General features: G+C 67.6%; 23 protein-coding genes. 15 read left to right on the top strand and 8 right to left on the bottom strand.

Translation table 11 applies throughout. The features are described from left to right. Nucleotides 1–94 precede the first annotated feature (94 nt). The 3 genes from EXE63_RS03365 to EXE63_RS03355 all read left to right on the top strand — a co-directional run bounded on the left by EXE63_RS03365 (nucleotide 95) and on the right by EXE63_RS03355 (nucleotide 4,804). A complete protein-coding gene (locus EXE63_RS03365; RefSeq protein ID WP_168140799.1) occupies nucleotides 95–1,351 on the top strand; it encodes a cytochrome P450 in 1,257 nt (418 codons plus the stop codon). Further along, nucleotides 1,348–3,276: a flavin-containing monooxygenase gene (locus EXE63_RS03360; RefSeq protein ID WP_168140798.1), complete on the top strand. Its 1,929-nt coding sequence runs from the start codon at nucleotides 1,348–1,350 to the stop codon at nucleotides 3,274–3,276. Before EXE63_RS03365 ends, EXE63_RS03360 begins: the two co-directional genes overlap by 4 nt. Nucleotides 3,277–3,499: 223 nt before the next feature. Further along, nucleotides 3,500–4,804: an HNH endonuclease signature motif containing protein gene (locus EXE63_RS03355; RefSeq protein ID WP_168140797.1), complete on the top strand. Its 1,305-nt coding sequence runs from the start codon at nucleotides 3,500–3,502 to the stop codon at nucleotides 4,802–4,804. Between the two features lie 122 nt (nucleotides 4,805–4,926). Here EXE63_RS03355 and EXE63_RS03350 read toward each other — a convergent pair whose 3' ends face one another. Both EXE63_RS03350 and EXE63_RS03345 read right to left on the bottom strand, forming a co-directional pair. Then, nucleotides 4,927–5,742, bottom strand: coding sequence for a thioesterase family protein (locus EXE63_RS03350; RefSeq protein ID WP_168140796.1), 816 nt, complete (start codon nucleotides 5,740–5,742; stop codon nucleotides 4,927–4,929). A 19-nt stretch (nucleotides 5,743–5,761) separates the two neighbouring features. Then, complete coding sequence (locus EXE63_RS03345) at nucleotides 5,762–6,565, bottom strand: SMP-30/gluconolactonase/LRE family protein (RefSeq protein WP_168140795.1); 804 nt, start codon at nucleotides 6,563–6,565, stop codon at nucleotides 5,762–5,764. A 67-nt stretch (nucleotides 6,566–6,632) separates the two neighbouring features. Between EXE63_RS03345 and EXE63_RS03340 the strand changes: the two genes are divergently transcribed. From EXE63_RS03340 to EXE63_RS03315, 6 genes are read left to right on the top strand one after another with little or no spacing between them, the layout of a single operon-like run. Then, complete coding sequence (locus tag EXE63_RS03340; RefSeq protein ID WP_168140794.1) at nucleotides 6,633–7,337, top strand: NIPSNAP family protein; 705 nt, start codon at nucleotides 6,633–6,635, stop codon at nucleotides 7,335–7,337. Next, the gene (locus tag EXE63_RS03335) at nucleotides 7,334–8,563 is read left to right on the top strand and encodes a cytochrome P450 (RefSeq protein ID WP_168140793.1); all 1,230 of its coding nucleotides are present in this window, start codon (nucleotides 7,334–7,336) and stop codon (nucleotides 8,561–8,563) included. The genes EXE63_RS03340 and EXE63_RS03335 overlap by 4 nt, the downstream gene beginning before the upstream one ends. Continuing rightward, a complete protein-coding gene (locus tag EXE63_RS03330) occupies nucleotides 8,564–9,526 on the top strand; it encodes a zinc-binding dehydrogenase (RefSeq protein ID WP_168140792.1) in 963 nt (320 codons plus the stop codon). Beyond that, nucleotides 9,523–10,266, top strand: a complete 744-nt coding sequence (locus EXE63_RS03325; protein ID WP_168140791.1) for an HpcH/HpaI aldolase family protein — start codon at nucleotides 9,523–9,525, stop codon at nucleotides 10,264–10,266. Before EXE63_RS03330 ends, EXE63_RS03325 begins: the two co-directional genes overlap by 4 nt. Continuing rightward, nucleotides 10,263–10,988, top strand: a complete 726-nt coding sequence (locus EXE63_RS03320) for an SDR family NAD(P)-dependent oxidoreductase (RefSeq protein ID WP_168140790.1) — start codon at nucleotides 10,263–10,265, stop codon at nucleotides 10,986–10,988. Before EXE63_RS03325 ends, EXE63_RS03320 begins: the two co-directional genes overlap by 4 nt. A gap of 5 nt (nucleotides 10,989–10,993) precedes the next feature. Beyond that, complete coding sequence (locus tag EXE63_RS03315; RefSeq protein WP_210000207.1) at nucleotides 10,994–11,905, top strand: alpha/beta hydrolase; 912 nt, start codon at nucleotides 10,994–10,996, stop codon at nucleotides 11,903–11,905. On the opposite strand, the gene EXE63_RS03310 is transcribed toward EXE63_RS03315, so the two are convergent. After that, nucleotides 11,898–12,374: an SRPBCC family protein gene (locus tag EXE63_RS03310; protein WP_168140788.1), complete on the bottom strand. Its 477-nt coding sequence runs from the start codon at nucleotides 12,372–12,374 to the stop codon at nucleotides 11,898–11,900. The two genes, EXE63_RS03315 and EXE63_RS03310, sit on opposite strands and share 8 nt — an antisense overlap. 28 nt (nucleotides 12,375–12,402) lie before the next feature. Continuing rightward, the gene (locus EXE63_RS03305) at nucleotides 12,403–13,107 is read right to left on the bottom strand and encodes a DUF427 domain-containing protein (protein ID WP_168140787.1); all 705 of its coding nucleotides are present in this window, start codon (nucleotides 13,105–13,107) and stop codon (nucleotides 12,403–12,405) included. 95 nt (nucleotides 13,108–13,202) lie between these two features. Between EXE63_RS03305 and EXE63_RS03300 the strand changes: the two genes are divergently transcribed. Next, nucleotides 13,203–13,790 (top strand): hypothetical protein, encoded by a 588-nt coding sequence (locus EXE63_RS03300; protein WP_234904353.1) that lies wholly within the window; start codon nucleotides 13,203–13,205, stop codon nucleotides 13,788–13,790. Nucleotides 13,791–13,853: 63 nt separating this feature from the next. Here the strand turns inward: EXE63_RS03300 and EXE63_RS03295 are convergent, their stop codons facing one another. Next, nucleotides 13,854–14,108 carry a DUF2631 domain-containing protein gene (locus EXE63_RS03295; RefSeq protein WP_168140786.1) on the bottom strand — a complete coding sequence of 85 codons (255 nt, stop codon included), beginning with the start codon at nucleotides 14,106–14,108 and terminating at the stop codon, nucleotides 13,854–13,856. A gap of 110 nt (nucleotides 14,109–14,218) precedes the next feature. Between EXE63_RS03295 and EXE63_RS03290 the strand changes: the two genes are divergently transcribed. Continuing rightward, nucleotides 14,219–15,703: an amino acid permease gene (locus tag EXE63_RS03290; protein WP_168145371.1), complete on the top strand. Its 1,485-nt coding sequence runs from the start codon at nucleotides 14,219–14,221 to the stop codon at nucleotides 15,701–15,703. 1 nt (nucleotide 15,704) lies between these two features. Then, a complete protein-coding gene (locus tag EXE63_RS03285; protein WP_168140785.1) occupies nucleotides 15,705–16,559 on the top strand; it encodes a TIGR03619 family F420-dependent LLM class oxidoreductase in 855 nt (284 codons plus the stop codon). Between the two features lie 19 nt (nucleotides 16,560–16,578). Here the strand turns inward: EXE63_RS03285 and EXE63_RS03280 are convergent, their stop codons facing one another. The 3 genes from EXE63_RS03280 to EXE63_RS03270 all read right to left on the bottom strand — a co-directional run bounded on the left by EXE63_RS03280 (nucleotide 16,579) and on the right by EXE63_RS03270 (nucleotide 19,812). Continuing rightward, nucleotides 16,579–18,306 (bottom strand): cytochrome c biogenesis protein DipZ, encoded by a 1,728-nt coding sequence (locus EXE63_RS03280; RefSeq protein WP_168140784.1) that lies wholly within the window; start codon nucleotides 18,304–18,306, stop codon nucleotides 16,579–16,581. A 92-nt stretch (nucleotides 18,307–18,398) separates the two neighbouring features. After that, a complete protein-coding gene (locus EXE63_RS03275) occupies nucleotides 18,399–19,004 on the bottom strand; it encodes a fasciclin domain-containing protein (RefSeq protein WP_210000204.1) in 606 nt (201 codons plus the stop codon). A gap of 127 nt (nucleotides 19,005–19,131) precedes the next feature. Further along, complete coding sequence (locus tag EXE63_RS03270) at nucleotides 19,132–19,812, bottom strand: fasciclin domain-containing protein (RefSeq protein WP_168140783.1); 681 nt, start codon at nucleotides 19,810–19,812, stop codon at nucleotides 19,132–19,134. Between the two features lie 121 nt (nucleotides 19,813–19,933). Here EXE63_RS03270 and dxr point away from each other — a divergent pair, with 121 nt between their 5' ends. Genes dxr through ispG form a run of 3 tightly spaced genes read left to right on the top strand, consistent with a single transcriptional unit; the run spans nucleotide 19,934 to nucleotide 23,522 of the window. Further along, nucleotides 19,934–21,103, top strand: coding sequence for a 1-deoxy-D-xylulose-5-phosphate reductoisomerase (dxr, locus tag EXE63_RS03265; protein WP_234904352.1), 1,170 nt, complete (start codon nucleotides 19,934–19,936; stop codon nucleotides 21,101–21,103). Beyond that, complete coding sequence (locus EXE63_RS03260; protein ID WP_168140781.1) at nucleotides 21,100–22,335, top strand: M50 family metallopeptidase; 1,236 nt, start codon at nucleotides 21,100–21,102, stop codon at nucleotides 22,333–22,335. Before dxr ends, EXE63_RS03260 begins: the two co-directional genes overlap by 4 nt. A 29-nt stretch (nucleotides 22,336–22,364) precedes the next feature. Beyond that, complete coding sequence (ispG, locus tag EXE63_RS03255) at nucleotides 22,365–23,522, top strand: flavodoxin-dependent (E)-4-hydroxy-3-methylbut-2-enyl-diphosphate synthase (protein ID WP_149445545.1); 1,158 nt, start codon at nucleotides 22,365–22,367, stop codon at nucleotides 23,520–23,522. Nucleotides 23,523–23,530 lie beyond the last annotated feature (8 nt).

Raw genomic sequence — 23,530 nt, 5'->3', positions numbered from 1 at the left:
CCGGTCATCGCCGTAGCTTTACAAACTATTGTCGAACTGTCACGCTGAATCTGTCGCGGCGTCGACGTCGCACGCGCTGGAGGAGGAAATATCCGTGACAGTTGCCAGCACGCCACAGGCACGCGAATACAGCCCGTTCGACATCACTTCACACGACTTCTGGAGTCAGCCGTTTGATATCCGCGACCGGACCTTCGCCGAGTTGCGGGCCCTCGACGGGATCAGTTGGCATCCGCCGTTGCCGACACTGTTCGACATCGAAGAGCCGGGGTTCTGGGCGCTGACCCGGCGCGCCGACCTCCAATTCGCCAGCCAGAACCCGGATCTGTTCACCTCGGCACAGGGGGTGGCGCTCGATCCGATGCCCGCCGAGGTGCAGAAGTTCGCGACCTTCTTCCTGGGCATGGATCCACCGCAGCACACCACCTATCGGCGACTGATCAGTTCGGCTTTCACACCGCGCAATGTGCGCCGGATCGAGGAACAGATCCACGCCAACGCCGTCGCCATCGTCGACGACCTCATCGGCGCCGGTGACATCGACTTCGTCGAGGCCTGTTCGGCGCAGCTGCCGATGCGGACGATCTCGGACATGCTCGGGGTACCGACGGCCGACCAACCGGCCCTGGCCAAGGCGGCCGAGAAGCTGTTCAGCATGAGCGATGACGAATTCTCCACGCTGGAAGAGCGGGCGATGGCCACCATCAACGAGATCATGCTGATCTCGGGTACCGGCGTGGAACTGGCCAAGTTCCGGCGCGCCAACCCGGGCGACGATCTGATGACCAGCATCGTCAACGCCGAGGTGGACGGGCATCGCCTCACCGATGAGGAGATCGGCGCGTTCCTCATCCTGCTGGCCTCGGCGGGCAATGACACCACCAAACAGTCGACTACCCATGCCATGCTGGCGCTGGCGGCCAATCCGGACCAAAGAGACTGGCTGATGGAGGATTTCGACGCCCGGATCGGGATGGCCACCGAGGAGTTCGTGCGCTGGTCCACCCCGGTGCTGCAGTTCGCGCGGTTCGCCACCCAGGATGTCGAGGTCGCGGGCCAGCGGATCAACGCGGGGGACAAGGTTGGCCTGTTCTACTGTTCGGCCAACCGCGACGAGAGCGTGTTCGCCGAACCGCAGAAGTTCGACCTGAGCCGCTCACCCAACCCGCAGGTGGGCTTCGGCGCGGGCGGCCCGCACTTCTGCCTGGGTAACCAGCTGGCCAAGAGCGAGCTGCGGAACATCTTCCGCGAATTGCTGACCCGGCTCACCACCATCGAACTGGGGGAGCCCGATCTGTTGTACAGCAGCTTCGTGCACGGCATCAAACGGCTACCCGCGCACGTGCGATGAATGTGCGGCACCTCGGCACGGAACCGATCGACGGCGTCGACGACGCGACCATCGCCGCCGCGCTCGAGCAGTTGTCGGTCCCGGCACTGATCGCCTCGGTCGTCCAGATCACCGGTGACCCGTCCTTCATCCGCGGGTCGATTCGGCCGGTCCAGTTCGTGCAGAACGAATTTCAGGGCCAGCTCGACGAGCCGAGCAAGTCGCAGCTACGCCTCTTCGCGCTCGAGGCCATCTGCGCCTGGCGGGACGCCGGGTGCCCACCCACACCGCCGATCGGCACCGAACTGATCCGTGAGGTGATGGACTGGATTGCGTGCGAACCGGTGCCCGATGACAACGCGGCGCTCTACATCGAGGAGATGGACCTCGATGGCCGGAACCCACGTGCCATCGCCCCGGGTGGGTTGACGCCGCCACCGGGCTTCTCGGTGCTCATCGTCGGTTTCGGCGCCTCCGGTCTGCTGGCGGCGATCCGTTTGCAGGAGGCCGGAATTCCGTTCGAGGTCGTCGACAAGAACCCCGATGTCGGTGGGACCTGGTTCGAGAACAGCTATCCGGGCTGCCGGGTGGACGTGGCGAGCCACTTCTACTCGTATTCCTTCGAGCACGTCGGCGATTTCAGCGCCTACTACACCCGCCAGCCCGAGCTCTACGACTATTTCCGCTCGGTGATGAAGGACCATCAGATCGATGCGCAGGTGACCTGGGGGCGGGAAGCGACCCACGCACAGTGGGATGATCAGAGTGGCCAGTGGACGGTGACGCTGCGCGGCGCCGACGGGTCGACAGAACACCGGCGCGCCTCGGCGATCATCTCCGGCGTCGGTTTCCTCAACCGCCCGCTCATCCCGGATCTGCCCGGGCTGGAAAGCTTTGCGGGCCCGGCCTTTCACTCGGCGCAGTGGGATCACGCGGTGGACCTGCGCGGCAAACGGGTCGCCCTCATCGGAGCCGGCGCCAGCGGATTCCAGATCGGCCCCGCCATCGTCGAGGAGGTCGATCATCTGGTGGTGTTCCAGCGGACGCCGCAGTGGATGGCGCCCAACCCGCGCTATCACGCGAGCGTCACCGACGGTGAGCGCTGGGCGATGCGTCACCTGCCGGGGTACTCTCGCTGGTACCGCTTCATGCTGATGTGGCAGTCCAGCGACAAGATGCTGGAACTGGTTCGTGCGGACCCGGATTGGCACGATTTCCCGCGCACCGCGAACGAGGCCAGCGCCGCCCGCCGCGAGTTTTTCGTGAAGTGGATCGAGGATCAGGTCGGCGACATCCCTGACCTCGCCGCCAAGGTCACCCCGGACTATCCGCCGATGGCCAAACGCATGCTGCAGGACAACGGAAGCTGGCTGCGCTGCTTGCGGCGCGAGCATGTGACGTTCGTCAACGATCCGATCACCGGTATCGACGGGACCTCGATCAACACCGCAGAAGGCCGCCATGAGGTTGACGTCATCGTGCTGGCCACCGGTTTCCGCGCCTCTGAGGTGCTCTGCCCGATGGAGGTGATCGGCCGCGATGGGGTGCCGATATCCGCGGTCTGGGACGGTAAACCCGGTGCCTTCAACGGTATTTCGGTGAACGGATTCCCGAACTTCTTCATGATGGCCGGGCCGGGTACCGGGCTCGCCCACGCCGGCAGCGTGATCTTCATGCTGGAATGCCAGATGCGCTACATCGGTGCGGCGCTGCGGACGGTGATCGAACGGGGCAAGCGCACCATCGAACCCACCGCCGAGGCCTACGCGCGCTACAACCGTGAGCTCCAGGACGAGGTGGCCACCCTGATGTGGGGCCATCCGTCGATCGAACACTCCTGGTACAAGTCGCCCGACGGCGGCGTCTACGTGCTGAGTCCGTTCGGGTCGGTGGAGTACTGGAAGCGCACCGGCGTGCTCGCCGACGCGGATCACCAGCTGGGGTAAACCAGCCGAACTGTCTCCGAGGTCGGCAGAATTTCTCTTGCGCGGGTCCTTGATTCGGCGTAATATCGAACACAAGTTCGAATGCGTAGTTGCTCCCATCATCACCCGGTGAGCACAGACCGCGACTCCGGTCGCCGAGAGGTTCGATGGTCCCCACGGGACTGTGCGAACCGTTGTGACTGATCGTGCCCTTTGGGCACCTTCTGTGAAAGCCGGTATCCACATGGACGCCACCCATCTCGACACCTTCATTGACGCGCTCATCGATGACCTCACCCCCTCGCCTGTGCGGGAGGAGAATCGCACACTGTTTCATCTGCTGGACTGCCCGCGCCGGGTCCTCGATGAACAGCCTCTGCTGGCGGTGATGGCCGCTGCGGTGGTGGCCCGCAACCTGCTGGACCATGTGATCGCCCAGGCGGTTGCGGCGGCTGAGCGGGCCGGGATTCCGGCGCGTAAGCACCTGGGTTCGGGGGCCGATCTGCTCACCGCCCTGGGTGTGGCGCCGGGGGCGGCGTACCGGGCCGCGCGGGTGGGGCGGGCCGCGCACACCTTGCCGGCGCTGACCCAGCAGCAGCGTCTCGGTGGGATCGGCATCGAATTCGCCGACGCCGTCGGACGCGGCGTCGCCCACATCAACGCCCGGGCCGAACTGTCCGATGAGGAGCGGGCGAGCGTCGTGACGACGCTGATGATTCAGACCACGCCATCGCAGGTGGCCGAGAAGGCCCGCGAGATCGCCATCGCGCAGGCCGCCACATCGCCGCAGGACGAGGGCACGGTGCCGGTCGCCGAGAACGCCGACCTCAACGACATGACGGTGGTGCAGACCGAGGACGGCCGGGTCGCGGCAAGCTTGGATCTCGACGCGCTCACCGCGGAGGAACTGTTGGCCGCACTGGACCCGTTGTGCCGGCCGATACCGCTGCCGGACGGGTCCCCGGACCCACGCCCGGTCGGGCGGCGCCGCGCGGATGCGTTCGGACAGATCATGCGCACCTATCTGTCGAGCTCGCAGCGCCCGATGAGCGGTGGTGTGCTGCCGCACGTCACCCTGATCCGGCCCGCCGCAACAGGGTTCGTCGACACCCTCGGATTCACCGGCCCCATCACCGCAGGCACCGCAGAGCTTGTCTCGTGCGACAGCACTCTGACCGCGGTGACCATCGATGCCGCCGGCGTCCCACTCGACGTGGGGCGCGCCGAACGATTGTTCACACCCGCCATACGTAAAGGGTTGGCGGTACGGGACGGTGGGTGCGCGCACCCCGGCTGCGGCAGGCCGGTGTCCTGGTGCGATGCCCACCACATCCAACCCTGGGCCAGCGGCGGCACCACCAGCATCGACAACGGCGTGCTGCTGTGTCGACTGCACCACACCGCGATCCACCACGGTGGCTGGCAGGTCTACCTCGGCGCTGACCGCCACCCCTGGTTCATCCCGCCCCACCGCCCGGATGAACCTGAACCGGCGCACCTGAGATCGCATGCCCGCCGCACCATGACCACCCTGTCCACCGCCGCATAACCAACGTTCCACGCACCTTGAAAACTACACAGAGACATTGAGCGGCGGCGGGAACCGGCATAGACAACCGCGCCGGACCCGCCACGCCGCACCAGGCCGGCGCCCCGGTCGGAGGCGGACCGTTAGCGACTCTGCCTGCGGCGCACCAGAACCGACTGCTGGATGGCCCCGATGGCACCCTTCTCGTCGAACAGTGTGCCCAGGGTGGTGCCGATACCGTCGGGTCCGTAGTTCGTCTCGGCCCGGATGCCGATCCACGGTCCTTCGGGTACCCGGTGGATGTGCACCACCAGGTCGGTGTTGAGGAACGTCCACTGCCGGATGTCGATCTTGGTGCCGATCCCGTTGGCGTCATCTGCCACTGTGAACAGTCTCTGCAACGGTGTCATCGTCTCGCCCTTGACCACGTCGACAAGGGGGCTCAGCCAGGATTCCCCGGGTCCATCGGCCAAAGGCTTTGTCAGCCAACGCCAATCGATGCTGTGCACATAGTTGGTGTCCCAGTCCTTGGCCATGTCCCTGCTGCGGGCCTCGGCCAGCGGACGCAGTGGCGGGGCGGGGGCGTGCACCACCTCGGTGGTGTCCTGCTGCTGCAACCGCCACCCGCTGGCGCGCGCGACGGCGCGCGGGGAGCCATCCGGGCCGGGGGCGAGCATCTCGGCGGTGATCAACTCGATCTGCTTCCCCGAGCGCTCGCGGCGCGCCCGCACCCACAGGTCGCCCTCGGCGGGCACCGGTCCCAGTAGGTCGATCAGCACCCGGCTCAGCCGGGTGTCCTCGCGCTGCTCGCAACGTTCCAGGGCGCGCACCAGCAGTGCCGACGGCGGGGCGCCGTGCTGGATGGACGCCGACCAGGTGCTGCGCACCAGATCGGTGGCGGCGAATCGCTCGCCGACGGGGTCGTCGGCGTCGAGGAGCTCGTAATAACAGTCCGACACGTTCGTGGTCTCCAGAGGGTCAGGGCGCGGGGATGTCGACGCTGACCGCGTCGAGGGTGGACAGCTTGGTGCCGATGAGGCGCTCCGGGTAGGCGCCGGTGCTGGACAGCAGGAACAGGGTCCGTCCCTCCGGCCCGCCCAGTGCGCAGGCGATGGCAGTCCGCCCGGCCATGTCGATGCGGTCGGTGACGCCCTCGGGGGTGATGCGCTCGAACGCATGCGCCAGGGTCATCGCCGCCCACACCCCGCCATCGGCGTCCACGGCCAGCCCGTCGGGTGGGCCGTCCAACCCGTCGGCGAACACCCGTCGATCGTGCAGGGCGCCGTCGTCGGCGAGGGTGAAGGCGCTCAGGCGCCGGGCCGTGGATTCGGCGACCACGAAGGCGCCGTCGGGGGTGATCACCATGCCGTTGGGAAAGCTGAGATCGCCGGCGACCACCGACACCCGGCCATCGAGGTCCAGCCGCACGATCACGCCGCCGTCGCGGGCCTGCGCACCGATGTAGGCCCGGCCCGCCGAGTCCACGACCATATCGCCGAGGTCCGCGGGCACCAGATCGGCGATATCGGCCAGTACCGAGACGGATTCACCGTCATAGGCCAGGATTTGGCGTCGCCGGGTGGAGGCGATCAGCAAGGTGCCGTCCGGCCGGAAGCCAAGTCCCGACGGCGCGTGACCGGGCAGCGGCAGGGTCGACATCTCACCGTGCAACGTGACGGTGTGCACGGCCTCGCCGAGCATGTCGGAGAACCAGACCAGCCCCTCGAACCAGCGTGGGCCCTCGCCGAAGCAGAACCCGTTGGCCAGCGGCTCGATGGTCATGGGGCAACGATAGCCGACGCGGCCCCCGTACCTTTACAAAACACGGCTCAAATGTCACGCTCGCTGGGTGCGTAAATACCACCGCCACACGCTGCTGTATCTGCACGAGACCATCGAGCTGGGCAGCGGCGGCAGCGATGAGTTCAGCGAACGCTTCACCGGCACCTACCAGCCGATGATGGAACAGCTCGGTGCTCGGTTGTTCGCGCTTTGGGAGACGACTCCCTACAACGGGCGCTGGCCGCAGGTCACCATCATCTGGGAGATCGACTCGTTCGCCGACTACGCGCGGATCGGCAAGGCGCAGGCCCGCGGCGGCAGCCATGCCGCCGCGGCCACCGAGTGGGCGGCCTACCTTTCCGGGATCGGCGCACACGGCGAGGGCCGGATCATGTACGCCGCACCGCAGAACCGGAACCTGGCCGAACTGCGGGAGGAAGGGTTCACGGCCGAACTGGTGATCCAGGAGATCATGCAGACCAAGCCCGGCAGGCAGGACGACTACATCCGCGAACTGGAACGGCTCTATGTTCCCTGGTCGGAGAGCACCGGCAAGCGCTGGCTCGGATCGTTCACCACCACCTTCCGGTTCAACGAGGTCATCCACTACTGGGCGCTGGACGGCGGGTGGGACTGCTTCGAGAACCACTACCCGTCCTGGAAGGACGCCCCGCCGCCCGAGATCGTCACCTGGATGTCGGTGGCGCCCGCGCTGCGTGACGGCTGGGAAGACTCGATCCTGGCCGCGCTACCCGCGTCCCCGCTGCAATGAAAGCCCCTGTGACGTCGGATTTCTCGTATGATCCGTTCGACCCGGAGGTGATGGCCGACCCGCTTCCGTACTACCGGGTGTTGCGCGATGAGCACCCGGTGTACTACTTGCCGAAGTGGGACACCTACGCGCTGTCCCGGTTCTCCGACATCTGGGAGGCGCTGCGGCTCACCGACGGCACCTTCGTGGCGTCGGAGGGGACGCTGCCGTCCGCGGCCGTGCTGGAGCACCACAACACCGGCCCGGTCGCCGATCCACCCATGCATCCCATGCCGTTTCACGCGAACTTCGATTCGCCGCTGTATGAGAACGTGCGGCGCTGCACCTCGTCGCAGTTCCGGCCGCGGTCGGCGGCCAAACTCGCCGACCGGATCCGGACATTGGCCAACGAACGACTCGACGAGCTGTTGCCCCGCGGAACCTTCGACCTGACGCAGGACTACGGCGGGCACGTCGCCGCCTCGATGGTGTGTGAGTTCGTCGGTCTGCCAATCGAACTGGCACCCGAGGTGCTCGCCACTGTCAACGCAGGCAGCCTCGCTCAGCCGGGGGAGGGCGTCGAGGTCGCCAACTCCCGGCCGGGCTTCCTGTCCTACCTGACGCCTGTCGTCGCGCGGCGCCGCGCGGAAGGCGCCGACGGCAGCGTCCCGATCGCCGACAGTCTGATCAACTTCGTGCTGCCGGACGGCTCGGGGTTCAGCGACACCGAGGCCGCCACCCAGATGCTGGGCGTCTTCATCGGCGGCACCGAGACGGTCCCCAAGATCACCGCGACCGGTCTGTGGCGGCTCGCCGAGCATCCCGATCAGCTCACCGCGGTGCGCGCCGACCCGGAGGGCAACGTGCCGATCGCGCGGGAGGAGATCCTGCGCCACACCGCTCCCGCGCAGTGGTTCGCCCGAACGGCCCGGCGACCGTACGAGATTCACGGCACCACCATCCAGCCCGGCCAGCGCATCATCACGTTGTTGGCCTCGGCGGCCCGCGACGAACGCGAGTACCCGGACCCGGACGCGTTCATCTGGAACCGGCCGATCGAACGACTGCTGTCCTTCGGGCACGGCCAGCACTTCTGCCTCGGTGTGCACGTGGCGCGCCTGGAGGTGACCATCATGATCCAGGAATGGTTGAAGCGGGTTCCCGAGTACCGCATCCGCACCGAGCGCGCGTCGCGGCCGCCGTCGAGTTTCCAGTGGGGCTGGAATAACATCCCGGTGGAGGTCTAGATGTGGTGTTACCGACTGGTCGCGCCGTTCACGTTCGAACGCACCGACCTGCCCGAACCCGACCCGGCGCAGCTGGCCGACGGCCAGGTGTTGCTGCGCTTCCTGGCCGCCGGGATCTGCGGCAGCGACCTGCCCGGTTTCCGGGGAACGCAGGGAAAGCTACCCGGCGACACCGGATGCTGCGCCGCGGAGATGGACGGCTTTCCGATCCACGAGATCGCCGGTGAGGTGCTGGCCAGTGCCCACCCGGCGCACGCGGTGGGGGACCGGGTGGTCGGCTGGGCCTCCGGATTCGACGGACTGCAGGCCCAGGTGGTGGCCGACGGTGACGGATTATCCCGCTATGAGCCAGATCTGACACCACAGCACGCCATCGGGCTGCAACCGCTGGCCTGTGTGCTCTACACCGTCGAGCAACTCGGCGACCTGACCGGCAAGCGGGTCGCGGTGATCGGGCAGGGCTCGATCGGACTGCTGTTCTCCTATGTGGCCAAGGCCGCCGGCGCCGCCCACGTGACCGGTGTCGATCCGGTCGACCGTGAGGCGCTGGGCCCGGCGTTCGGTGTCGACGAGGTGGTCCGCGCGACCAGCGATCGGTGGGTCCGCCATGTCACCGACAAGTTCGACGTCGTTGTCGAGACGGTCGGGCATCAGGTCGCCACCCTGAACCACGCCCTCGACGCCGCCGCGTTCGGCGCGACGGTGTTCTACTTCGGGGTGCCCGATGACGACAGTTACCCGATCAGCATGCGCACCATGCTGCGCAACAATCTGACCCTGAAATCCGGTGTGACGCTGGAACGTCGGCGGGTACTGGCCGCCGCTGACACGTTCGCGGGCCGTCATCCGCAGCTGCTGCCCGCCTACCTGACGCACACCTTCGGACCCCATGAGGCACAGGCCGCCTTCGAGCAGGCCTGCCGGCCCGACCCGACGCGGGTCAAGATCGCGATCGTCGCATGAGCCGCCTGCAGGACGCGCTGACGGCCAAGGACCACATCTGGGGCGGCTGGGTGGTCGGGCCGACCATCATCGGGCCCGAGGAATTCGCCCAGGCCGGGTACGACTACGTCGGATTCGACGTCCAGCACGGCTATCTCGACGACGCCGATGTCGCGCTGCTGCTGCGCCGCCTCGAGCACGTGCCGATCGCCACGGCGGTTCGGCTGCCGTCGGCAGCCCCGGCGCCGATCGGCCGGGTGCTCGACGCGGGTGCCGACGCGGTGATCATCGCCATGGTCGAATCGGCCGACCAGGCCGCCGCCGCGGTCGCCGCCACCCGCTACGCCCCGGCCGGTGTGCGTAGCTTCGGGCCGTTGCGGGCCTCCCTGGGAGTCGACACCGCCGCGCTGGAGGCCGCCGCCGACGTCTACGTGATGATCGAAACCGCGCGGGGGCTGGCGGCGCTCGACGAGATCTGCGCGGTACCGGGCCTGACGGGTGTCTACGTCGGTCCCGCCGACCTGGCCATCTCGATGGGCCACCGGCTCGCCGACGTCTGGACCCACCCGGATATCCGGGCCGCCATGGCCGAGATCGCGGCCACCGCCGCCGCGGCGGGACTGATCACCGGTATCCACGCCGGCACGGGTACCCTTGGAAAGGCCATGGCCGAGAGCGGTTTTCGGATGATCACGCTGACATCGGAATCCCAGGCGCTGCGCCGTGGCGCGGCAGCGCACCTGAGCGAGGCCCAGTCATGACCCAACCGGTGGCGCTGGTGACCGGAGCCGCGCGGGGACAGGGTGCGGCGATCGTCGCCCGGCTGCACGCCGACGGATTCCAGGTGGCGGCCTGTGATCTGTTACTCGATGAATTGCACAGCAGCACAGCACCGTACGGTGACAACGTCATCGCTCTGGAGCTCGATGTCACCTCCGAGGAGCAGTGGAACGCCGTCGTCGCCGCGACCGTCGTACGCTTCGGCGCGTTGAGCGCTCTGGTGAACAACGCCGGTGTACTGCACCGGGCCGCCCTCGCCGACGAGACCGCCGCCGGGTTCGAAAACAGCTGGCGGGTCAACTGCCTGGGCCCGTTCCTCGGGATCCGGGCCGCGCTGCCGCACCTGACCGGCACCGAAGGCGCCGCGATCGTCAACACCTGCAGCACCAGCGCCATCCGGCCGTTCCCGAACCACGCCGCCTACGGCTCGTCGAAATGGGCGCTGCGCGGTCTCACCCAGGCCGTCGCGGTCGAACTCGCACCGGCGGGCATTCGGGTCAACGCGGTGTTCCCCGGCCCGATCGCCACCCCGATGCTCGATGAACGCACCCAAACCCGGCTGGCCGAGACCTCCACCGCGGGTCGGCTGGGCACCCCGACCGAGGTGGCCGACGCCGTGGCGTTCCTGGTGTCCGAAAAGGCCTCGTTCATCACCGGTTCGGAGCTGGTGATCGACGGCGGCCAGATCCTGCGGATCGGTTGACCGGGATGGACATCATGCACCGGCTGGATCCGGCGTTGCGGCACCTGGTCGCGGCCCGCACCGACCTGTCCGAAGAGCTGCTGCCGGCGGTGCGCGCCTTCCTGAATCAGCGACGCGCCGATGGCGCCGCCCAACTCGACACCACCGGTGTGGATATCGAGGACGCGGTGGCCTCCGAGGAGGTACCGGTGCGCATCTACCGCGGCGGCACGCAGGGCGCGGTGGTCTACTGCCACAGCGGTGCGTTCGTGCTGGGAAATCTGGACACCGATCATCTGCAGTGCGTCGAATTGGCCCGCCGCGCCGCCGTCACGGTGATCTCGGTGGACTACCGGCTGGCCCCGGAGCATCCGTATCCGGCGGGGTTCGACGATGCGTTGGCCGTGCTGCACTGGACCGCGGACAACGCAGCGCATTGGGGGGTGGCCGCCGAGCGGCTGGCGGTCGCGGGCAGCAGCGCCGGTGGCGCGCTGGCCGCCGGGCTGGCGCAAAGCGCCGCCGACGGATCCGCCCCGCCGCTCCGGTTCCAGCTGCTGCACCAACCGGTGCTCGACGATGGTCTCACCCCGTCCAAGCAGGAGTTCACTCAGACGCCCGGATTCGACGGTCCGGCAGCGGAATTGATGTGGCGGTACTACCTGGCCGGTGAACGCCCACCGGCCGGTGCGGTGCCCGCCCGGGCTGCCGACCTGACCGGCCTGGCACCGGCCTTCATCAGCTGCTCCGAACTCGACCCGCTGCGCGACGAGGCCATCGACTACGCACTACGGCTGATGTGGGCGGGGGTTCCGACCGAACTGCACGTGGTCCCGGGCACCTGCCACGGGTTCGACTCGCTGGTCCCGAACTGGGAGCGCAGCAGTCAGATGTTCGATCGCCACGGCGCGGCACTGCGCCGCGCCTTTGCGCTCAGCTGAGCGCGTCGAGCTCGCGGGCCACCGCGGCGTGATAGGCGTCGATATGAGACGGATTGACGATCCGGAAGAACCCGTCACCCATCGGCGCATCGCGATAGGCCTCGATGGTCATGGTCCGCGCGAACAGCGTGACACCCGGATCGGGTCGGCTGAAGTGATATTCGATGGTCATCCGGCCCTCGAATCCGCCGTTGCCCTCGTAATCGGTGCCGAGGCGGCCCACCGAACTGAACACCCACATCCGCGGCCGGGTGGCGATCGCCAGCTGCCAGGTGAACACCCTGTCCTCGGTGGGGTGGGCCTCCTGCCAGGTGTCACCGACCTGCAGCGGCAACGTCTCCCGCACGCCGGTGATACGCGGTCCGCCCGGGTAGGTCTTGGCCCAGTTGACCGGGTTGGTGACGAAATCGTAGATCGCTTCCGCGGATTGCGTGAACGCGGTTTCCGAGCTGGTGGTGACGATGCCCAAGAGGGTGCCCTTCTCGTGTGGTGAAAACTCAGGTGTCGCAACCGCAGTCGCCGCGGCCGCCACCGGGCAGCTCGGCGAGGATATCGGCGCGGGTGTCATCGAAGCTCAGAAAGCCGGTGATCGCTGCGGATTCCGGCGGGGTGTCGGCGTAGCTCCACGCCACATCGGCGAAGACCTGCTCGTCGACGATCGCCGACCAGTACGTCGCGTAACCCTTGTAATTGCAGTAACTGGTGGTCTCGCTGCGGCGCAGCAGATCGGTGCGCACCGCGGCCGGATCGACGTACAGTCTTGGCGCCAGCGAGGTCTCGTAGACGATCACAGTGTCCGTGGTGTCCACCACCACCGTGCCGCCGACGCTGACCCGCAGACCACGATTGGTCGGCAGGCAGTCCACCCGGTGGTACGGATTCGGCGGATAGTGCACCAGGGTGCGCCCCTCCTCGGACCAGTGGTCGACGGCGTCCCACGGCACCCGCACGTATCCCGGCTTCTCCGGAACCGGTTCGGTGGGCAGTCCGTGGATCTCGGCAGCGGGGAAGGCATAGCTGAGCGGGTGATCGCGGCGGTGCACCATCAGTGCCGCTTCGGTATCGATCACGCTGCGTCCGTTGAGCACTGCCTGCACGCGCCGGGGATGCGGTTCGATGAAGACAAGTTCGTCCGGTATCGCGGGAAAAAACCAGCCGGCGGGATCACGGCTCAGCGGCCCGCGTCCGGCGTAGAGCGTCATTCCGAGAGCTTTACAGATTCTCGATTAAATGTCACGCTTTGTGGCACGGCCCTGCCGACTCCGCCCAGTTCAGGTTTGCGAAGGAGACGTCCCGCGTGAAAGCCAACTCGATCCGGCCCGATGAGCGTCAGCTGTTCGGCGAGCGCCGAGGTGTGGGGGTGCGCGCATCTGCCACCACCTTGCTGTCCTATGACCTGACGGTGGTGGCCACGGGTGCGGCCGATGTGGTTGCCGGAGCGGGCGGCTGGCTCTATGACCGGGTCCGGGCGGGATGGAAAGTCAGTGTCGTCGTCCCGGCCTCCTGCGACGTGCGGCCGCTGGAGATTCTCGGCGTGGCCACCTATATCGCCGGAGGTGACGCCGAGGACCTGCCCGCCGAGCCCGCCGCCCTGGCCGTGCCCGCCCGGTTGTTCGAATCCGATCGCGGGCTGCGCCGCCATGTGACCGGCGCACTCAAGCGCGGCACCGCCGAGGTGACCATGTGGGGCGACTGCGCCACCGCCGATGTCGGTTACCGTGTCGATCGCACGCAGTACCGGCTCAGCCCCGCCGCACGGGCTTTCAAGACGCACGCACTGGCCGCGGCCGGAGTCACCACCGCCACGGTCGGCGCCGTCGAGCAGTTCCACAGCTGCGCGCTCTGGTACCCGGCGGACGGACCGGATCTCACCGCCGTCCGCTAGTGGCGCAACGAAAAAGCCCCGGAAACCTGTCCGAGGTTCCGGGGCGTTTCGGTGCGGTGCGGGCTAGCGGTACCAGCCGCGGCTGCGGGCGATCCAGTCGCGCGCGACGATGCCGAGGATGATGACCGCGAAGATGATCAGGAAGATGTCTTCGACGTGCCCGACGTGGTTGCCGTGGGTCATGGCGACAAGGAACAGCGCCGAGACGATGCCGATGATGTGCAGGACGCGCGGGTTCTCGGTGGACCAGCCCCACTTCGCCGACGGCACGTCTTCCACGTCGACGCCGTTGTAGCGCTCGACCTCGGTCTTGCCCACGGTTACTCCTCACGCGAATGCCCGGATTACTGCGGCCATTCTGACATACCGCGGCGATATCGCCCGATGGGGCATGAGAACGGGCCGCCAGTGGGTACCTTGCGAGCGTGATGACCAGTTGGCGCAGGAAATCGGTCGAACAGTCGATCGCCGATACCGACGAACCGGGAACCCGGCTCCGCAAAGACCTGACCTGGTGGGACCTCACCGTGTTCGGGGTGTCGGTCGTGGTGGGTGCGGGCATCTTCACGGTCACCGCGTCGACCGCCGCCAACATCACCGGGCCGGCGATATCGGTGTCGTTTCTGCTCGCCGCGGTCACCTGCGGGCTGGCCGCGCTCTGCTACGCCGAGTTCGCGTCCACGGTCCCGGTGGCCGGCAGCGCCTACACCTTCTCCTACGCCACCTTCGGCGAGTTCGTCGCCTGGATCATCGGCTGGGACCTGATCCTGGAATTCGCCATCGGCGCGGCCGTGGTCGCCAAGGGATGGTCGAGTTATCTGGGCACGGTGTTCGGGTTTTCCGGCGGCATCGCCGCGATCGGGCCGTTGAACTTCGACTGGGGCGCCCTGCTGATCGTCGCGGTGGTGGCCAGCCTGCTGGCCATGGGCACCAAGCTGTCCTCACATTTCAGCCTGGTGATCACCGCGATCAAGGTCGCCGTCGTGCTGCTGGTCGTGATCGTCGGCGCCTTCTACATCAAGATGGCCAACTACGACCCGTTCATCCCGCCCGCCGAGTCCGGCACCGAGGCGGCGGGCTCGGGTCTGGACCAGTCGGTCTTCTCCCTGCTGACCGGGGCGGCCGGTAGCCACTACGGTGTCTACGGTCTGCTGGCCGGGGCCTCCATCGTGTTCTTCGCGTTCATCGGCTTCGACGTGGTGGCCACCACCGCCGAGGAGACCAAGGACCCGCAGCGCGATGTCGCCAAGGGCATCCTGGCGTCGCTGGCCATCGTCACGGTGCTCTACGTGGCCGTGGCCATCGTCCTCGCGGGCATGGCCCCCTACCTGGAACTGCGAGAGGCCGGCGACGGACACCCCAACCTGGCGACCGCGTTCGAACTCAACGGGGTGGGCTGGGCCGCCAAGATCATCTCGATCGGCGCGCTGGCGGGACTGACCACGGTGGTGATGGTGCTGATGCTGGGCCTGTCGCGGGTCCTGTTCGCGATGTCGCGGGACGGCTTGTTGCCGCGGCCGCTGGCACACACCGGTGAGCACGGCACACCGGTGCGCATCACCGTGCTGGTCGCGGTGCTGATCGCCATCGCGGCGTCGGTGTTCCCCGTGGGCAAGCTGGAGGAGATGGTCAACGTCGGCACACTGTTCGCCTTCGTGCTCGTCTCGGCCGGTGTGATCGTGTTGCGTCGAACGCGCCCCGACCTCAAGCGCGGGTTCCGGGTGCCGTGGGTACCGCTGCTGCCGATCGCGTCGATCGTGGCCTGCCTGTGGTTGATGCTGAATCTCACCGGCCTGACCTGGGTGCGGTTCGCAGCCTGGATGGCGCTGGGGGTGGTGGTCTATCTGTGCTACGGCAAGCGGCATTCGCTGCTCGGTAAGCGCGAGGCCGGCGTCCCGCCGGGAGTCAACTGACATGCAATTCTGGAGCGGGACACCGTTCATGCCCGCCCGGCAGGCGCTGAAACTGGCTCAGATGCTCGACGAGGCCGAGTTCGACGGCGTGATCTGCGCGGACCACATGATCTACCCGAGGGAACTGACGTCGCGTTACCCCTCCGAGAGCGGGAAACCGGGCTGGGCGCCCGAGACCGCGTGGCCGGACTCCTGGGTGCTGATCGGGGCGATGGCGGCACTGACGACGCGGCTGCGCTTTTCCAACGCCGTCTATGTGGCGCCCTCGCGGCCGCTGCTGGAGGTCGCCAAGGTGGTGGCGACTGCGGCGGAGGTGTCCGGGGGCCGGGTGTCCCTCGGTGTCGGGGTGGGCTGGATGCGCGAGGAATACGAGCTGATGCGGCAGGATTTCGCGACCCGCGGTAAGCGGCTCGACGAGATGATCCCGGCGCTGCGGGCGTTATGGCAGGGCGGTTGGGTGTCCTGGAGCGGCGAGCACTATCAGGTGCCGGAGTTGATGCTGGAGCCTCATCCGCCCGCGCCGGTGCCGATCCTGTGCGGGGGTGAATCCGAGGCGGCGCTGCGCCGGGCCGCCCGGTTGTGTGACGGCTGGGTCGGCACCGCCTATGTGCTGGAGGAAGCGGTGCGCCACGTCGATCGGCTGACCGCGCTACGGCGCGAGTACGGACGTGCCGACGAGCCGTTCGAGGTGCTCCTCGCGCTGCTGGATCCGCCGTCGGTCGAGCTGTACCGGCGCGCCGAGGACGCCGGTATCACCGCCGTCATGGTTGCCCCATGGGCTGCTGGAAACACCGCCGAGGATCAGCGGGGCGCCACGCTGCGGTTCGCCGAGACGATCATCGGCCGGTTCCGGTGACTGCGCTGCAGACCAGCGCTCAGCCGTAGGTGAACGAATAGGCCTGCAGCCCTTCGTCGAAAGCCACCTCGACGGTGCCCGCGCCGTCGTTGTCGTCGGCGATGATCTGACGCATGTTGGGCGGGCCGCTGACCGCCAGCTCGGTGGTGACACCGTTGCGGGTGACCCGCACGGTGCCGGTGCCGCCGACCACGAGGTACACGTTGCGGGCGTGGTAGTTCAGCTTGATCGCGGCACCGTCGGACTGCGCGGTGACCCCCTGGTAGTCCAGCGCCCACGGCCCGCGCAGGGCGAAGCGGTCCTCGGCCAACCGGGCGGGGAAGTCGTAGGTGTGGGTGCCCTCGTCGTACACACCGGTACCGCCGTAGTTCACGACCTTGCCCACGCTGAAGTACGTCTCCGGGGTGGTGGGCGCCGTCGGGGTGCTGTCCGAGCGTTCGGTCGCGGCCGGCAGGGCCGCCTCGTCACCGTCGGTGAGCAGCTGCCGGATCAGCCTTTCGGTGGTGGCATAGTCGCCCTCGCCGAACTTGGTGTGCCGCACCACGCCTTGCTTGTCGATCAGATAGTGCGCGGGCCAGTAGCGGTTGCGGTAGTTGGTCCACGTCGAGAACGCGTTGTCCATCGCGATGGGATAGGTGATGCCGAGGTCCTTCGCGCCGCTGACGACGTTGGCCTGCACCTTCTCGAACGCGTACTCGGGTGTGTGCACGCCGATCACCTCGAAACCGCGATCACGGTAGGCGTCGTACCAGTCGACCAGATGAGGTGTCGCGCGCTGGCAGTTGATGCATGAGTATGCCCAGAAGTCGATCAGGACGACCTTGCCGCGCAGGGACTTCAGGTCGACGGGTGCACCGCCGGGAGTGTTGAGCCACGTGGTGATGCCCCTGATATCCGGTGCGGTTCCGCAGCTTTCCAGTTCGGGCGCGCCATTGGTGCAGTTCGAGAGCTCGGCGTTCTGCTCGTTGACCAGACCACCCAGGTTGAGCTGTTCGCGCAGCGTCTCCTCGCCGCCCACCTGCTCCTGCAGGGCGGCGGTGTAGTCGGGGATCGCGCGCTGCAGCACCGCGGGCAGGTTGAACACCAGCGCCACCGCCAGCAGGATCGTGACCACGCCTGCGAACAACCGGATTTCGCGCTGCCGGCGGCGGAACGCGGCGACCCGTTCGGCCACCCGCCGCCCGGCCAGGGCGAAGAACAGCAGCGGCAGGGCCGCCCCGACCGCGAAGGCCAGGGTCAAGGCGATGATGTCTGCCCCGATCGTGCCCGTGGCGCCGGCGACCACGATGGCGGCCAGCACCGGACCGGCGCACGGCACGTACAGCACACCCAGCGCCAGCCCGAGGCCGAAACCGCCGTTGCCGGAACCGAACTGCTTCTGCGGCAACCGGGAGAACGGCTTTTCCAGGATCGCTTCGAACTGCGGGAAGATCAGGCCGAGCCCGATCGCGACGAGCGCCACCAGCGCCACCCAGCGGATGGTGTCCTGGGGCAGGTGCAGCAGCGACAGCAGGGCCGAACCGACGAGGGTGACGATGCTGAAGCTCAGCACCAGGCCGGCGATCACGAGGTAGGGCCGCAGTCGCGACGACAGCGCGGGCACGGTGGCCACGGCACCGGGCTCGGCGGCCGCGGTGCTCCCGGCCTGGGTGCCGGAGAAGAAGATCACCGGCAGCACCGGCAGGATGCACGGTGAGATGCCGGTGATGAGACCGCCGATAAAGCCGATCGCGATCAGAGTCGTCATGTGAGTTATTCGTCACCACAACGCATTTGGATGGCAGCAAACCGAACCAGCCCGGCCGTGGAGACGGCCGGGCTGGTATCGATGGGTTCAGATCACATGGGGGGCATCAGCACCGTGTCGATGAGGTAGACGGTGGCATTGGCGGTCTGCACGCCACCGCAGGCCACCGACGCGTCGTTGACCTTGAGGTCGGCGGGCATACCCATCATGGCCGCGTTGGTGACGTTCACCTCGGCGCCCTGCATGGTCTTGTGCATGCCGACGACCTGCTCGGGGCTGGCCTGTCCCTCGACCACGTGATAGGTCAGGATGCTGGTCAGCAGAGCCGAATCCGTCTTCAGCGTCTCGATGGTGGCCGGGTCGATCTTCGCGAACGCCTCGTCGGTGGGCGCGAACACCGTCAGCGACGGCGCGGCGTTGAGCGTGTCGACCAGGTTGACGTTGGGGTTCAGCTGACCGGACAGGGCCTGGGTCAGCGTCTTGAGCATCGGGTTGTTCGACGCCGCGACGGCGACCGGATCCATGGCCATGCCCGTCACCGAGGCCGGGCCCTCCGGGTTCTGTGCGGCGTAGGCCGCGCAGCCGGGGCCGACGAGTTCGGCGTTCGCGACGCCGGTCGAGGCGAACAGCAGGCCGGAGGCGGCTGCCGCGGCACATGCGACGCCGGCGATCTTCTGGGTGTTCATCGAGAAATGCATCGAGGTGATCCTTCGTTTGATCGTCTTGGCTTCTGGTTGGGTAGGGACGGTTTCCGATGAGGCGGGGCAGCCAGGTCGGGGGAAAAGGCTGCCCCGCCGGCTCATCGGGTCACCCGGGCAGCGCGGCTCAGGCTGCCGGGGGCATCAGCACCGTGTCGATCATGTAGACGGTGGCGTTGGCGGTCTGCACGCCACCGCACACCAGGCCGGCGTCGCCGACCATGAGGTCGTCACCGGCGCCGGTGACGGTGACGCTCTCGCCCTGCACGGTCTCGTGGTCACCGGCCACCTGGTCGGGGCTCGCCTGGCCCGGCACCACGTGGTAGGTCAGGATCGAGGTCAGCAGCTCGGAGTCGGTCTTCAGCGTCTCGATGGTGGCCGGGTCGATCTTGGCGAATGCGTCATCGGTCGGTGCGAAGACGGTGAACTCGCCGCCGTTGAGGGTGTCGACCAGGTTGACGTCGGGGTTCAGCTGGCCGGAAAGGGCCTGCGTCAGCGTCGTGAGCATGGGGTTGTTGGATGCGGCGACGGTGACCGGATCTGCTGCCATGCCGGTGACCGAGCCGGGGCCGGTCGGCACCTGTTCGGCGTAGGCGGCGCATCCGGTACCGATCAACGCGCCGGCGGGCGCGGCTGCGGCGGAGCTGGTGGTCTCCGGCGCCATCGATGAGGTCATGGAGGAGACCGACGAGCTGGCCTCGCTGGCACTGCTTTCGGTGGACGAACTTCCGCCCGAACAGGCGGACAGCCCCAGCGCTGCCACCGCGGCGAACCCGACAATGGCGATCCGATTGGGTGTGAGAGTCATATGGCTCAACTTCCTTGTTGGCGGGCCGGCCCAGTGCCATGCCCGTTTCGCCTTACACACCTCATTCGGCGCTACCGTGCGTCCGGATGGGTCCGGCGGCAAAAAGGGGCACAATGAACCGGTGAGTTCTTCCGCCGCACGCTGTCGCGTCCTGATCCTGGGCAGCACCGGTTCCATCGGCACCCAGGCGCTCGAGGTCATCGCCGCCAACCCGGACCGGTTCGAACTGGTCGGGCTGGCCGCCGGAGGCGGCAACCCAGATGTGCTTGCCGCGCAGCGCGCGCAGACCGGGGTGCGCAACATCGCCGTCGCCGACCCGAGGGCCGCCGACCAGCTCGGCGATGTGCCCCATATCGGAGAGCAGGCGGCCACCCGCATCGTGGAGGAGACCGAGGCCGATGTGGTGCTCAACGCACTGGTCGGTGCGCTCGGACTCAAGCCGACGCTGGCCGCGTTGCACAGCGGAGCCCGATTGGCGCTGGCGAACAAGGAGTCACTGGTCGCGGGCGGGCCGCTGGTGCTCAGGGCCGCCGCGCCCGGGCAGATCGTGCCGGTCGATTCCGAACACTCGGCACTGGCGCAGTGTCTGCGGTCGGGCAGCGCCGATGAGGTCGCCCGGCTGGTGCTGACCGCTTCGGGAGGGCCGTTCCGGGGCTGGGCCGCCGCGGACCTGGAGGCCGTCACCCCTGACCAGGCCGGCGCGCATCCGACCTGGTCGATGGGCCCGATGAACACTCTGAACTCGGCGTCGCTGGTCAACAAGGGACTTGAGCTCATCGAGACGCATCTGCTGTTCGGTATCGACTACGACCGCATCGACGTGGTCGTGCACCCGCAGTCCATCGTGCATTCCATGGTGACTTTCACCGATGGTTCGACCATCGCGCAGGCCAGTCCGCCGGACATGCGGCTGCCCATCGCGCTGGCGCTGGGCTGGCCGCAACGGGTGCCCGGCGCCGCCACCGCCTGTGACTGGACGACGGCGTCGACCTGGACATTCGAGCCGCTGGATGACGCGGTGTTCCCGGCGGTGAACCTGGCCCGCGAGGCCGGCCGGCGGGGCGGCAGCCTGACCGCCGTCTACAACGCCGCCAACGAAGAGGCTGCCGAGGCGTTTCTGGCGGGCCGGCTGAAATTCCCGGCGATCGTGCGCACCATCGCCGATGTGCTGCACGCCGCAGATCAGTGGGCGGCCGAACCCGCTACCGTGGAAGAAATACTTGACGCGCAGGACTGGGCCCGCGACCGGGCCCGCAGTGCCGTTGACCGGGAGGTAGTAGCAAGCCGATGATGTTCGCTTTCGGCATCGTGGCGTTCGCGCTGGCCATCCTGGTGTCGGTGGCTCTGCACGAATGCGGCCACATGTGGGTGGCCAGGGCCACCGGAATGAAGGTGCGTCGCTACTTCGTGGGCTTCGGGCCCACGCTGTGGTCGACGCATCGGCCCAACAAGCTCGGCAGCACCGAGTACGGCGTCAAGGCGGTCCCACTGGGCGGTTTCTGCGATATCGCGGGGATGACCTCCGTGGAGGAGATGGCACCCGAAGACCGCCCCTACGCGATGTACAAGCAGAAGGTGTGGAAGCGCGTCGCGGTGCTGTTCGCCGGTCCGGCGATGAACTTCATCATCGGACTGGTCCTCATCTACTCCATCGCCATCATCTGGGGCCTGCCCAACCTGCATCCGCCGACCACCGCGATCGTCGGTGAAACCGCTTGTGTGGCACCGCAGGTCGCCAAGGGTGGGGAGGATCCCTACGGGCCGTGCCCGCAGCCCGGGCCGGGTCCTGCCGCGTTGGCCGGCATCCAGGGCGGTGACACGATCGTCAAGGTCGGCGACACCGATGTGGCGACGTTCGCCGATATGGCGGCCGCCATCCGCCAGCTCGATGGGCCTGTGCAGTTTGTCTACGAGCGCGACGGACAGCGGCTGTCCACCGTCATCGACGTCGCGCAGACCCAGCGCTTCACCTCGACCGAGGCCGAGGCGCCCGAAACGGTCGGCGCCATCGGTGTCAGCGCCGCGCTGCCCCCGGGCCCCACCCACTACAACCCGCTGTCGGCGATCCCGGCCACCTTCGCGTTCACCGGGGATCTCGCCGTCGAACTCGGCAAGGCGCTGGCCAAGATCCCCACCAAGATCGGTGCCCTGGTGGACGCCATCGGCGGCGGCGAGCGCGACCCGGAGACGCCGATCTCGGTGGTGGGCGCCTCGATCATCGGTGGCGACACCGTCGATCACGGGCTGTGGGTGGCGTTCTGGTTCTTCCTCGCGCAACTCAACTTCGTTCTGGGTGCGATCAACCTGATCCCGCTGTTGCCCTTCGACGGCGGCCACATCGCGATCGCCACGTACGAAAAGATCCGCAATATGATTCGGGCGGCACGTGGCAAAGTCGCCGCGGCGCCGGTCAACTATCTCAAGCTCATGCCCGCCACCTATGTCGTGCTGGTGTTCGTGGTCGGCTACATGTTGTTGACCGTGACCGCGGACCTGGTCAATCCCATCCGACTTTTCCAGTAGATCTGCACAGCCAGTAGGAGACGATCCATATGACGTCCATCGGTCTGGGCATGCCCGCCCCGCCACCGCCCACGCTGGCCCCGCGCCGCAAGACCCGTCAGCTGATGGTCAAGGATGTCGGTGTCGGCAGCGAGTATCCGATCGCAGTGCAGTCGATGTGCACCACCAAGACCCACGACATCAACGCGACGCTGCAGCAGATCGCGGAACTGACCGCGTCGGGGTGCGACATCGTGCGCGTGGCCTGCCCGCGGCAGGAGGATGCCGACGCGCTGCCGGCGATCGCCAAGAAGGCCAACATCCCGGTCATCGCCGACATCCACTTCCAGCCCAAGTACATCTTTGCCGCCATCGACGCGGGCTGCGCCGCTGTCCGGGTCAATCCGGGCAATATCAAGGAGTTCGACGGCCGGGTCAAAGAGGTCGCGAAAGCGGCTGCGGCAGCCAACATCCCGATCCGCATCGGGGTCAACGCCGGTTCGCTCGATCCTCGGCTGATGAAGAAGTACGGCAAGGCCACCCCGGAGGCGCTGGTCGAATCGGCGTTGTGGGAGGCCTCGCTGTTCGAGGAACACGGCTTCGGCGATATCAAGATCAGCGTCAAGCACAATGATCCGGTGATCATGGTGGCCGCCTACGAGCAACTGGCCGAGCGATGCGATTACCCGCTGCATCTGGGTGTCACCGAGGCCGGTCCGGCGTTCCAGGGCACCATCAAGTCCGCGGTCGCCTTCGGTGCGCTGCTGTCCAAGGGCATCGGCGACACCATCCGGGTGTCGCTGTCCGCGCCGCCGATCGAGGAGATCAAGGTCGGCAACCAGATCCTGGAGTCGCTGAACCTGCGTCCCCGCGGGCTGGAGATCGTGTCCTGCCCGTCGTGCGGGCGTGCCCAGGTGGACGTCTACAAACTCGCCAACGAGGTGTCCGCGGGTCTGGAGGGCATGGAGATCCCGTTGCGCGTCGCGGTGATGGGCTGTGTCGTAAACGGACCCGGCGAGGCGCGCGAGGCCGACCTCGGCGTGGCCTCGGGGAACGGCAAGGGCCAGATCTTCGTCAAGGGCGAGGTGATCAAGACGGTGCCGGAGGCGATGATCGTCGAGACGCTCATCGAGGAGGCCATGCGCATCGCCGAGGAGTCCGAGGCCGCAGGAACCACCTCCGGACCGCCGGTTGTCACCGTAAGCTGAAGTTCGGC

This window comes from Mycolicibacterium frederiksbergense (assembly GCF_012223425.1).
GTDB classification, from domain to species: Bacteria; Actinomycetota; Actinomycetes; order Mycobacteriales; family Mycobacteriaceae; genus Mycobacterium; species Mycobacterium frederiksbergense.
Note: the sequence above shows the minus strand (reverse complement) of the source record. Positions and strands in the feature narration are given on the sequence as shown.

Coding starts and splice junctions, on each gene's coding strand:
- EXE63_RS03290 (WP_168145371.1), top strand. CDS start 14,219: ATGACCAGTTGGCGCAGGAAATCGGTCGAACAGTCGATCGCCGATACC.
- EXE63_RS03275 (WP_210000204.1), bottom strand. CDS start 19,004: ATGCATTTCTCGATGAACACCCAGAAGATCGCCGGCGTCGCATGTGCC.
- EXE63_RS03355 (WP_168140797.1), top strand. CDS start 3,500: ATGGACGCCACCCATCTCGACACCTTCATTGACGCGCTCATCGATGAC.
- EXE63_RS03260 (WP_168140781.1), top strand. CDS start 21,100: ATGATGTTCGCTTTCGGCATCGTGGCGTTCGCGCTGGCCATCCTGGTG.
- EXE63_RS03320 (WP_168140790.1), top strand. CDS start 10,263: ATGACCCAACCGGTGGCGCTGGTGACCGGAGCCGCGCGGGGACAGGGT.
- EXE63_RS03270 (WP_168140783.1), bottom strand. CDS start 19,812: ATGACTCTCACACCCAATCGGATCGCCATTGTCGGGTTCGCCGCGGTG.
- ispG (WP_149445545.1), top strand. CDS start 22,365: ATGACGTCCATCGGTCTGGGCATGCCCGCCCCGCCACCGCCCACGCTG.
- EXE63_RS03280 (WP_168140784.1), bottom strand. CDS start 18,306: ATGACGACTCTGATCGCGATCGGCTTTATCGGCGGTCTCATCACCGGC.
- EXE63_RS03305 (WP_168140787.1), bottom strand. CDS start 13,107: ATGACGCTCTACGCCGGACGCGGGCCGCTGAGCCGTGATCCCGCCGGC.
- EXE63_RS03335 (WP_168140793.1), top strand. CDS start 7,334: ATGAAAGCCCCTGTGACGTCGGATTTCTCGTATGATCCGTTCGACCCG.
- EXE63_RS03315 (WP_210000207.1), top strand. CDS start 10,994: ATGGACATCATGCACCGGCTGGATCCGGCGTTGCGGCACCTGGTCGCG.
- EXE63_RS03330 (WP_168140792.1), top strand. CDS start 8,564: ATGTGGTGTTACCGACTGGTCGCGCCGTTCACGTTCGAACGCACCGAC.
- EXE63_RS03345 (WP_168140795.1), bottom strand. CDS start 6,565: ATGACCATCGAGCCGCTGGCCAACGGGTTCTGCTTCGGCGAGGGCCCA.
- EXE63_RS03360 (WP_168140798.1), top strand. CDS start 1,348: ATGAATGTGCGGCACCTCGGCACGGAACCGATCGACGGCGTCGACGAC.
- EXE63_RS03325 (WP_168140791.1), top strand. CDS start 9,523: ATGAGCCGCCTGCAGGACGCGCTGACGGCCAAGGACCACATCTGGGGC.
- EXE63_RS03285 (WP_168140785.1), top strand. CDS start 15,705: ATGCAATTCTGGAGCGGGACACCGTTCATGCCCGCCCGGCAGGCGCTG.